Genomic DNA, 10,852 nt, shown 5'->3' on the forward strand with positions numbered 1-10,852 from the left:
TTTGGGTCCTGCCCGTTATGCGTTGACGATCAGGCCCAGTTCGGCTTTGGATGCCAGGGCGTCGTGGCGGGGCAGGACGCGGACGGTGTAGCCGAACGGGCCTGAGCGGTCGATCACCAGGGAGCCGCTGAACAGGTGGCGTCCGCTGCCGAGGTCCTCCTGTGCTTTGAGTTCCATAACGGTGATGTCGGTCAGGGTGTCGTTCTCCTGTGCACGGCCGTACGCCACTTCGACGGACACATCGGCCGGGGTAAGGCTGTGCAGGCCCACATAGGCGTTGACCTGAAGGGTGTCGCCGATCTGCGGGTCCTCCGAGACGCCCACCGAGTCCACGTGTTCCACGTGCACCTGCGGCCATGCCGCCCGGACCACGGCGCTCCACGCGGCCAGGGCGCGCGCCTGCGAGAAGGAATTAGCCACCGCGCTGCGGCCCGCCTCGGCCGCCGGCCGGTACAGGACGTTCACGTAGTCGCGCAGCATGCGCTCAGCGGAAACGGCCGGGCCCAGGTGCGAGAGGGTGTGCTTGATCATCGACACCCAGTGCGTGGGCACCTTCTCAGCCTCCGACGTCGACGGTCCCGCAGCACCGGCCCCCTCGGAAACCGTGCTGCCGTAGAACCGCGGGGCAACCTGCGTCTCCAGCAGTTCGTAGAGTGCGGCCGCCTCGATGTCGTCGCGTTCCTCCGGCGAGGCGTCATTGTTGGCGGTGGGAATCGCCCAGCCGTTCTCGCCGTCGTACATCTCGTCCCACCAGCCGTCCAGGACTGAAAGGTTCAGCGAACCGTTCAGGGCGGCCTTCATGCCGGATGTGCCGCAGGCCTCCAGCGGTCGCAGCGGGTTGTTCAGCCACACATCGCAGCCCGGGAAGAGAGTGCGCGCCATGGCGATGTCGTAGTTGGGAAGGAACACGATCCGGTGCCGGACCTCGGGGTCGTCGGTGAAGCGGACCAGGTCCTGGATCATCTTCTTGCCGGCATCGTCCGCCGGGTGGGACTTGCCCGCGATCACCAGCTGGATGGGGTGTTCCTTGTGCAGGAGAAGTGCCTTCAGCCGTTCCGGCTCCCGCAGCATCAGCGTGAGCCGCTTGTATGTGGGCACGCGGCGGGCGAAGCCGATGGTGAGGATATCGGGGTCCAGCACGGTGTCCGTCCAGGCCAGCTCGGCGTCAGCAGCCCCGCGCTTCTTCCACGCCGCGCGCAGGCGGCGGCGGACATCGTCCACCAGCGCCGAGCGCAGCTCGCGCCGCAGCGCCCATACATCCGCGTCGCTGACGTTGTACGCCAGGTCCCAGCGGCCGTTGGCCTCGGCCTCGCTGCCGAACTGGTCGCGGGCCAGCTTCGAAATCCTGCTGTCCACCCAGGTGGGCACGTGCACGCCGTTGGTCACGGACGTGATGGGCACCTCCGAGTGGTCGAAACCCGGCCAGAGCGCCGCGAACATTCCGCGCGAGACTTCGCCGTGGAGCTTGGCAACACCGTTGGCCCGCTGCGCCAGCCGCAGCCCCATGACGGCCATGTTGAAGACGGACGGATTGCCGTCCGCGTAGTTTTCCCGCCCCAGTTCCAGGATCCGGTCCACGGGCACGTCCGGGGCAAGCCCGGCCTGGAAGAAGTGGTTGATCTGGGTGATTTCGAAGCGGTCGATGCCTGCCGGCACCGGGGTGTGGGTGGTGAAGACGGTGGAGGCGCGGCCTGCCGCCAGGGCCTCGTCGAAGGTGAGTTTCTGGTCCCCGGACATGAGCTCCTGGATCCGCTCGATCCCCAGGAAGCCGGCGTGGCCCTCGTTGGTGTGGAAAACTTCGGGCGCTGCGGTGCCGGTGAGCTGCTGGAACGCGCGCAGCGCCTTCACCCCGCCCATGCCGAGGAGCAGTTCCTGCTGGAGGCGGTGGTCGCCGCCGCCGCCGTACAGCCGGTCCGTGATGCTGCGGGCGGCGTCGTCGTTGCCCGGAACGTTGGAGTCCAGGAGCAGCAGCGGGACGCGTCCGACGTCGGCGCGCCAGATGTGCGCGAGCAGGCGCCGGCCGTTGGGGAGCGGCAGCGTGACCTGTAGTGGCTTTCCGTTGCCGTCCGGGGAGGGCTCGCGGAGCAGCGTCAGCGGTAGCCCGTCAGGGTCCAGCACGGGATAGGTTTCCTGCTGCCAGGCGTCCCTGGACAGGGACTGCTTGAAGTAGCCGGCTTGGTAGAGCAGGCCCACGCCGATCAGGGGGACGCCAAGGTCTGAGGCTGCCTTGAGGTGGTCGCCGGCCAGGATGCCGAGGCCGCCGGAGTACTGGGGAAGTACCTCGGTGATGCCGAACTCCGGGGAGAAGTAGGCGATCGCCGCTGGGGCGTCAGGGCCCAGGCCCTGGTACCAGCGAGGTTCCTGCAGGTAGCGGTTGAGGTCGGCTTCGGCGGCGTGAACCCGTTCAACCACAGATTGGTCCGCAGCCAGTTGCTGGAATTCCTCGCGGCTTACCATGCCCAGGAAACCGATGGGATCCTGGCCGCTTTCCTCCCACAGCCTGGGGTTCAGCCCGGCAAAGAGCTCCCGCGTGGGACGGTGCCAGGACCACCGCAGGTTGCTGGCCAGCCGGGCCAGCGGCCGGATGGGTTCGGGGAGGACTGTACGGACCGTAAACCTGCGGATTGCCTTCACCTGCGCCACACTAACCGACTCGGTGCACCGCCGGAACCAGCATTGGGTTTCTTTTGGGTAAATGACAGGAGCCGGCCCGAAATGACGCGCCCGGCCATTAAATTAGTGAGCATCCTTAGCATTCCTGGGTGTTTCTCGCTAACGTCGAGCTTGTGACGACTAACTCAGTAGCCAGTGCCGCATCAACGAAAATGTCAGGGGCCAGCATCACGGACAGCCTGCGGTTCGGTCGGTTTCCGATCACCGCCGTGCAGCCTGTGGTGGAGGGCGGAAAGTTCCCGGCGAAGGCCCTGCCCGGAGAAGGCATCGTGGTGGGTGCCACGGCTTTCCGGGAAGGGCACGACCAGCTCGGCGTCAGCGCCGTCCTGTTCGATCCGGCCGGTGCTGAACGCCAGCGCATACGGCTCGCACCGCCGCGGGGGGAACGTGGCATGGGGACGGACCGGTGGGAAGGCGTCCTCACGCCGTCGGAGGTGGGGGACTGGTCCTTTGCCGTCGAAGCGTGGCATGACCGCTACGGCACGTGGCACCACAACGCAGAGGTGAAGATCGCTGCGGAAATCGATGTGGAGCTGATGCTTGACGAGGGCGCGGCGCTGCTCTCCGAGGCGGCCGACGACGACTCCCGACCCGAGGCAGACCGTGCCACACTGCGCTGGGTCGCCGAAAGACTGGCGGACCGGTCGCTTAGCACGGAGGAGCGCCTCGCCGCCGGGTTCAGCCAAGGAGTGGCGGACATCGTGGCGCGTCAGCCCATCCGGGAGCTGGTCACGGTGTCGGAAAAGTTCCCGCTCCGCGTCGAGCGGGACCGGGCCGGACGGGGCGCCTGGTACGAGTTCTTCCCGCGTTCCGAAGGGGCCGTGAAAAACCACGAAACCGGTGCCTGGACGTCAGGAAACTTCCGCACCGCCGCGCACCGGCTCGACGCGGTGGCGGACATGGGCTTTGACGTGCTCTACATGCCGCCCATCCACCCCATCGGTGTGCAGCACCGCAAGGGGCCGAACAACACGCTGGTCGCCGGCCCTAATGACCCGGGCTCGCCTTGGGCCATCGGCGCCAAAGAAGGCGGCCACGACGCCATCCACCCGGACCTTGGCACCTTCGAGGACTTCGACGCGTTCGTGGCCCGCGCCAACGAACTCGGCTTGGAGGTGGCGCTGGACCTTGCGCTGCAGGCGGCGCCGGACCACCCTTGGGTCGAATCGCACCCCGAGTGGTTCACCACGCGCGTAGACGGCAGCATCGCCTACGCCGAAAACCCGCCGAAGAAGTACCAGGACATCTACCCGCTGAACTTCGACAACGACCCCGAGGGCCTCTCGCAGGAGATCCTGCGCGTCGTCCTGCTCTGGGTCAGCCATGGCGTGCGGATCTTCCGCGTGGACAACCCGCACACCAAGCCCGTCTGGTTCTGGGAGTGGCTCATCGCGGAGGTCGAAAAGACCGAACCCGGCGTGGTGTTCCTGGCCGAGGCCTTCACCCGCCCCGCCATGATGCATGCACTCGGCCGGGCGGGGTTCCAGCAGTCCTACACGTACTTCACCTGGCGCAACACCAAGCCGGAGATCGAGGCGTACTTCAAGGAGGTCAGCCACGAGTCCTCCGCGTTCTTCCGGCCCAACTTCTTTGTGAACACGCCGGATATCCTTACTGAATACCTGCAGTTCGGCGGCCCTGCGGCGTTCAAGGTGCGGGCAGCCCTTGCGTCCACCGCCAGCCCGCTGTGGGGCGTCTACGCCGGGTACGAACTCTACGAGCACGTGGCCCGGCCCGGCGCGGAGGAGTACATCGACAACGAGAAGTTCGAGTACAAGGCCCGGGACTGGGATGCGGCAACCGCCTCGGGACGCACCCTTGCCCCGTACATCACGCGGCTGAACCATATCCGGCACGCCCACCCGGCGCTGCAGGACCTGCAGAACCTCACCGTGCACCACTGCACCGACGGCGCCACAGTGGTGTACTCCAAGCACAAAGTGCTCCCGGACGGATCCAAGGACACCATCATCGTGGTGGTCAACGTGGACCCGCACGGAACCAGGGAAAGCACCGTCTCGCTGGACCTGGCCGCGCTCGAACTGGACCCGGACGACCTCACCGCTAACGGAGGCTTCCGGGTGGACGACCTCATCTCCGGTGAAAGCTGGGAGTGGGGCGAGTACAACTACGTGCGGCTGGACCCGCACGTGGAGCCGGCCCACATCCTGCATGTCAGGAGAGCGCATCAGTGAATTTCACTCCGCAAAGTCCGGGCCATTTCACTCCCAAGAACACCTTTGAGCTAAACGCCCCGGGGCTTCAGCATGACCCGCTGTGGTACCGGAAAGCCGTGTTCTACGAAGTGCTGGTCCGGGCTTTTGCGGATGCCAACGGGGACGGATCCGGGGATTTCTCGGGGTTGATCGACAAGCTCGACTACCTGCAGTGGCTCGGCGTCGACTGCCTGTGGCTGCCCCCCTTCTTCCAGTCCCCGCTGCGGGATGGCGGCTACGACATCTCCGACTACAACTCGGTCCTGGACGAATTCGGCACCATCAGCGACTTCAAGCGGCTGGTGGCGGAGGCCCACGCCCGGGGTGTCCGGGTCATCATCGACCTCCCGCTGAACCACACCTCGGACCAGCACCCCTGGTTCCAGGAGTCTCGGAAGGACCCGGACGGTCCGTTCGGCGACTTCTACGTATGGAGCGACACCGACGAAAGGTACCAGGAAGCCCGGATCATCTTCGTGGACACGGAGGAATCCAACTGGACCTTCGACCCGATCCGGCGGCAGTTCTTCTGGCACCGGTTCTTCAGCCACCAGCCGGACCTGAACTTCGAAAACCCCAAGGTGATCGAGGCCCTGTTCGACGTGGTCCGGTTCTGGCTGGACCAGGGGATCGACGGGTTCCGGGCGGACGCCATTCCCTACCTGTTCGAGGAGGAGGGCACCAACTGCGAGAACCTGCCGGCCACCCACGAGTTCCTCCGACAGCTCCGCACCATGGTGGACGAACGGTATCCCGGCCGGGTAATCATCGCGGAGGCCAACCAGCCGCCCAACGAGGTGGTGGAGTACTTCGGCACCGAGGAGGAACCGGAATGCCACATGGCCTTTCACTTTCCCATCATGCCGCGCTTGTACTACGCGCTGCGGGACCAGAAGGCCGCCCCCATCATCGAGACCATGGAGGACACTCCGGACATCCCGGACGGCGCGCAGTGGGGCACGTTCCTGCGCAACCACGACGAACTCACCCTTGAAATGGTCACCGCTGACGAGCGTGCGGCGATGCTTGGCTGGTACGCGCCCGATCCCAGGATGCGGGCCAACATCGGCATCCGGCGGCGGCTTGCGCCCCTGCTGGACAACTCCCGTGCCGAGATTGAGCTCATCAACGCGCTGCTGCTCTCCCTGCCGGGCAGCCCGTTCCTGTACTACGGGGACGAGATCGGCATGGGCGACAACATCTGGCTCGAGGACAGGGACGCCGTCCGCACCCCTATGCAGTGGAACCCGGACCGCAACGCCGGGTTTTCCAGCGCTGATCCGGGCAAGCTCTACCTTCCTCCCATTCAGTCCCTCGTCTACAACTATGGGATGGCGAACGTGGAGGCAGAGGCGGCACACTCAGGCTCGCTGCTCCGCTGGACCCGGCAGATCCTCAGCGTCCGCAAGAACCACCCGGCCTTCGGGCTGGGGAGCTTCCGGCATGTGGCGGCCGACCACGACGCCGTCCTCGCCTACCTCCGTGAACTGCCGGACGGCAACAGCGCCGGACTGACCGGCGAGACCCTGCTGTGCGCGTTCAACCTGTCCCAGCATCCCGTTGCCGCCACGCTTGAGATCCCCGAGTACGCCGACCGCGGCCTCCGCGACGTGTTCGGGGGCCAGCCGTTCCCCGCCATCAACGGGGACGGCACGCTGACACTGACGCTGGGCAGCCACGATTTTTACTGGCTGCGGCTCCGGTCTGCAGCTTCCAACCCATCATCTCCTTACACCCAGGCGATGCCGATCCTATCGATCGAGGACTGACCATGAACCAGCCCATCCTCACCCCCGCACTGACCGCGCTCCTGCAACAGTGGCTGCCGGAGCAACGGTGGTTTCCGGTCAAATCACCCCACTTCGAGATGTCCCAGGCAGGCAGCGTGGGCCTGGAGGACCCCGCCAGGCACGCGGGCCTGGCGGTCTTCCTCCTGAACATCACCACGCCAACGCCCGACGGCGACCGGCGGACTGCCGTGGTGCAGGTCCCCTTGAGCTTCCGGCCGGCACCCGCGACGGGCATGGAACGTGCGCTGATCGGCGAGGCCGCGGGAACCGACCCGTCCCGCCCCTGGGTCTACGACGCCGTCCACGACCCCGACTTCGTGGGAGCTTTCCTCGAACTCATCCGCGGGCAGGAGAAAGCCGCCTCCGGCAGCGCCGCCGGCTTTCATGTCGCCGGGACGCACCGGCTGCCTACCGCGCGGGGAGTGGTCAAGGTCCTGTCCGGCGAGCAGTCCAACAGTTCGGTCATCGTGGACGACGGCGAATCGGCGGCGATCGTGAAGTTCTTCCGGGTGCTTTCCGCCGGCACCAACCCCGAGGTTGAAGTGGGAGCCGCACTGACGGCTGCCGGCACATCGGAGGTGCCCGCGACGCTGGGCTGGGTCCGCGGTGAGTGGCTGGTGCAGCACGTTAACGGTGCCGTGGCAGGCGGCGGTTCCGGTACCGGCGGGTCCGACGGCGGCCCGCGCTACTTACAAGGTGAACTGGCGGTGGCCCATGAATTCCTGGCCGGCGGGCGCGATGCGTGGCGACTGGCCGTGGATGCCGCCCGCTCCGGCACCGGATTCACCGCCGAGGCCCGTGCCTTGGGCGCGGCCACGGCCACGGTCCACCGGCGGCTTGCGGAGACGCTCGGACAGTCGTCGGAGGCCGAAACCGGAAAGGCGATCGCCTCGGCAGTAGCCCAACGGGTGCGGCAGGCATGGGCGGAAGCGCGCACCGCCGTCGGACCTTACGACGACGCCCTGGAAGCGCTGCTCGCGCGGCTCGATGGCGCCTCCCCGGGGCCGCTGCAGCGCATCCACGGGGACCTGCACCTGGGCCAGATCCTCCAGGTGGCCGGGCCTGGCGCAAGTACGGGCGAGAACAGCCATCGCTGGGCGATCCTGGACTTCGAGGGCGAACCCATGCGGCCCATCGCAGAGCGCAACATCCCCGATGTCGCGCTGCGCGACGTGGTGGGCATGCTGCGGTCCTTCGACTACGCGGCCGGTGCCGCCGGACGCGAGCAGGAAGGCGCTAAGGTACCCGATTCCTGGGTGGACGACTGTGCCGATGCGTTCCTGGCCGGGTACTCGGAGGTCACCCCCGCCCCGGTGGACCGGCAGTCGCCCCTCTTTATGGCATTGTGGCTGGACAAGGCCCTGTACGAAGTAGTTTATGAAATGCGTAACAGGCCCGACTGGCTGGCGATCCCCGTGAACGCCTCCAGGCGGCTCCTCAGCGGTAACGGCTCCGGCACCCCAGCTGGAGCAGCATCGGAAGGTAACGAAATGACGACAGGTTCCGCACGAACTGAACGCCCGCGAGTGCCCCTCCACGTGGATTCCGGCACGCTGGGCAAGATCGCCAACGGAGAGCACCACGCCCCGCACTCCGTCCTGGGCGCCCACCTCGATGACTACGGCCACGTCACCATCCGTACGGTCAAGCACCTGGCCGAGGCCGTTACTGTCATCACCGAGGCCGGCGAATTCCCCATGGAGCACGAGGAGCACGGCGTCTGGGTGGCTGTGCTCGAGCCGTTGCAGCAGGGCCACGTTCCCGACTACCGGCTGGCTGTCACCTATCCTGGAGCGTCACCGGTCACCGTGGACGAACCCTACCGGTACTTGCCAACCGTGGGAGAAGTTGACCTGCACCTGATCGGCGAGGGCCGGCACGAAAAACTGTGGGAGGTGCTGGGCGCACACGTGCAGCACTACAAGTCTTCCCTCGGCGACGTGGACGGTGTGTCCTTCGCCGTCTGGGCACCGAACGCGCAGGCCGTCCGCGTCAAGGGCGACTTCAACTCCTGGGACGGCCGGGAGAATTCCTTGCGCTCACTGGGCTCCTCCGGGGTTTGGGAAATCTTCGTCCCGGGTGTTTTAGCAGGCGCGTGCTACAAGTTTGAGATCCGGACCAGGGCCGGGCACTGGGTCGAAAAGGCCGATCCGCTCGCGTTCGGCACGGAGGTCCCGCCGCTGACCGCATCCAGGGTGGTGGAGCCCTCCTACGCCTTCAAGGACGATGCATGGATGGAGGCCCGCGCCCAGCGCGACCCGCACAACTCCGCCATGAGCGTCTATGAGGTGCACCTGGGGTCCTGGCGCCTGGGCCTCGGCTACCGCGAACTCGCCAAGGAACTGGTGGAGTACGTCAAGTGGCTCGGATTCACCCACGTGGAATTCATGCCCGTTGCCGAGCACCCCTTCGGCGGCTCCTGGGGGTACCAGGTCACCTCCTATTTCGCCCCGACCTCCCGGTTCGGGCATCCGGACGAGTTCCGCTACCTGGTGGACACCCTGCACCAGAACGGAATTGGCGTGCTGCTGGACTGGGTGCCGGCGCACTTCCCCAAGGACGAATGGGCGCTGGCAAGGTTCGACGGCGAGGCCCTGTACGAGCACGCTGATCCGAATCTGGGAGAACACCCCGACTGGGGCACGCTGATCTTCGACTTTGGCCGTACGGAAGTGCGGAACTTCCTGGTGGCCAACGCCCTGTACTGGCTGGACGAGTTCCACATTGACGGCCTCCGTGTGGATGCCGTGGCCTCCATGCTCTACCTGGACTACTCCCGGGAGGAAGGCCAGTGGCAGCCCAACCGCTTCGGCGGGCGGGAGAACCTGGAAGCCATCTCGTTCCTGCAGGAAGTGAACGCCACGGTCTATAAGACCCACCCGGGCGCGGTCATGATCGCCGAAGAATCCACGGCGTTTCCGGGTGTCACCGCCCCCACCAGCCACGGCGGCTTGGGCTTCGGCCTGAAATGGAACATGGGCTGGATGCACGATTCGCTTAAGTACGCCTCCGAGGACCCGGTGAACCGCAAGTGGCACCATGGCACGGTGACCTTCTCGCTGGTGTACGCCTTCACGGAGAACTTCCTGCTGCCCATCAGCCACGATGAAGTAGTCCACGGCAAGGGCTCCATGCTGCGCAAGATGCCGGGCGACCGCTGGCAGCAGCTCGCCAACCTGCGGGCATTCCTGGCCTACCAGTGGGCGCATCCGGGCAAGCAGCTGATCTTCATGGGAACCGAATTCGGGCAGGAAGCCGAATGGTCCGAACAGCACGGGCTGGACTGGTGGCTTGCGGACATCCCGGCGCACAAGGGCATCCAACTGCTGACCAAGGACCTCAACGAGCTCTACCGCTCCACGCCTGCGCTGTACGCGAAGGACAACGAACCAAGCGGGTTCCAGTGGATCAACGGCGGGGATGCGGACCGGAACGTCTTGTCCTTCATCCGCTGGGACACCGACGGTCACCCCGTGGTGTGCGCTATCAACTTCTCCGGCGCTCCGCATGTGGGTTATACCCTCGGCGTTCCCACCGCCGGAGCTTGGACCGAGGTTCTCAACACCGATTCCACCACGTACGGGGGTTCCGGTGTCCTGAACGCGGGGGACCTGCAGGCGAAGGAGATTGGCCAGGACGGCCAGCCGGCAACTCTGAGCGTCACCCTTCCGCCGCTGGGAGCGGCGTACTTCAAGCCGGCCGCGGGGACAGCTGACGCGGGGACCGCTGACGCGGGGACAGCTGACGCGGGGACCGCTGAATAGTCCCCGGGTGGTCTGGCCCGGTGGCAGGACAAGCCGGTCTGACCAGTTTCGCGAAGGGCCCGGAATCTGCGTGATTCCGGGCTTTTTCGTGCTCCGGCGAACGGTTGAAGGGGCGCGGCTGAAGCCGGGTTGGCGCTTCTGCAGAAGTGGTGGTAGAGTTTATTTCCGCGCTGCTCCACGGAGTCAGACGGAAAAACCGACAACACAGCCTCACGGCTTGCACAGTCGCGGACGCCGGTTTGACAAGAGTGAAGCCAGCGGGTAAGTTTGAAAAGTTGCTCCGGAGCGATCCTGAACGTTGGTTTGGGTGGTGCCGGGTGTGTCTGTTGTTTGAGAACTCAATAGTGTGCCAAGTTTGTTGATACCAATTGTTTTATTGATTGGTTGTTTTTGCTGTGCCGCCACCCCG

The 10,852-nt window shown here is 66.0% G+C and carries 5 protein-coding genes; 3 read left to right on the forward strand and 2 right to left on the reverse strand.

Translation table 11 applies throughout. The annotated features are described in order from the left end of the window. Positions 1-15: 15 nt before the first annotated feature. A complete protein-coding gene (gene glgP, locus ACIQC0_RS05775) occupies positions 16-2,634 on the reverse strand; it encodes an alpha-glucan family phosphorylase (protein ID WP_377216741.1) in 2,619 nt (872 codons plus the stop codon). A gap of 191 nt (positions 2,635-2,825) precedes the next feature. On the opposite strand from glgP, the gene ACIQC0_RS05780 reads away from it, so the two are divergent. The 3 genes from ACIQC0_RS05780 to ACIQC0_RS05790 are packed head-to-tail and all read left to right on the forward strand — an operon-like array spanning position 2,826 to position 10,443. Continuing rightward, complete coding sequence (locus tag ACIQC0_RS05780) at positions 2,826-4,868, forward strand: alpha-1,4-glucan--maltose-1-phosphate maltosyltransferase (RefSeq protein WP_400533299.1); 2,043 nt, start codon at positions 2,826-2,828, stop codon at positions 4,866-4,868. Then, on the forward strand, positions 4,865-6,658 hold the full coding sequence (treS, locus tag ACIQC0_RS05785) for a maltose alpha-D-glucosyltransferase (protein WP_400533256.1): 1,794 nt from the start codon (positions 4,865-4,867) through the stop codon (positions 6,656-6,658). Before ACIQC0_RS05780 ends, treS begins: the two co-directional genes overlap by 4 nt. A gap of 2 nt (positions 6,659-6,660) precedes the next feature. After that, entirely contained in the window at positions 6,661-10,443 is a 3,783-nt protein-coding gene (locus ACIQC0_RS05790) for a 1,4-alpha-glucan branching enzyme (RefSeq protein ID WP_400533258.1), read from the forward strand. Positions 10,444-10,653: 210 nt separating this feature from the next. Here ACIQC0_RS05790 and ACIQC0_RS05795 read toward each other — a convergent pair. Beyond that, on the reverse strand, positions 10,654-10,852 hold a 199-nt coding region (locus tag ACIQC0_RS05795), incomplete at its 5' end, for a hypothetical protein (protein WP_400533260.1).

The organism is Pseudarthrobacter sp. NPDC092419, assembly GCF_044755045.1.
Classification (GTDB): Bacteria; Actinomycetota; Actinomycetes; order Actinomycetales; family Micrococcaceae; genus Arthrobacter.

Excerpts from the sequence above, each read along its gene's own strand:
- ACIQC0_RS05780 (WP_400533299.1), top strand. The coding sequence starts at position 2,826 with ATGTCAGGGGCCAGCATCACGGACAGCCTGCGGTTCGGTCGGTTTCCG.
- ACIQC0_RS05790 (WP_400533258.1), top strand. The coding sequence starts at position 6,661 with ATGAACCAGCCCATCCTCACCCCCGCACTGACCGCGCTCCTGCAACAG.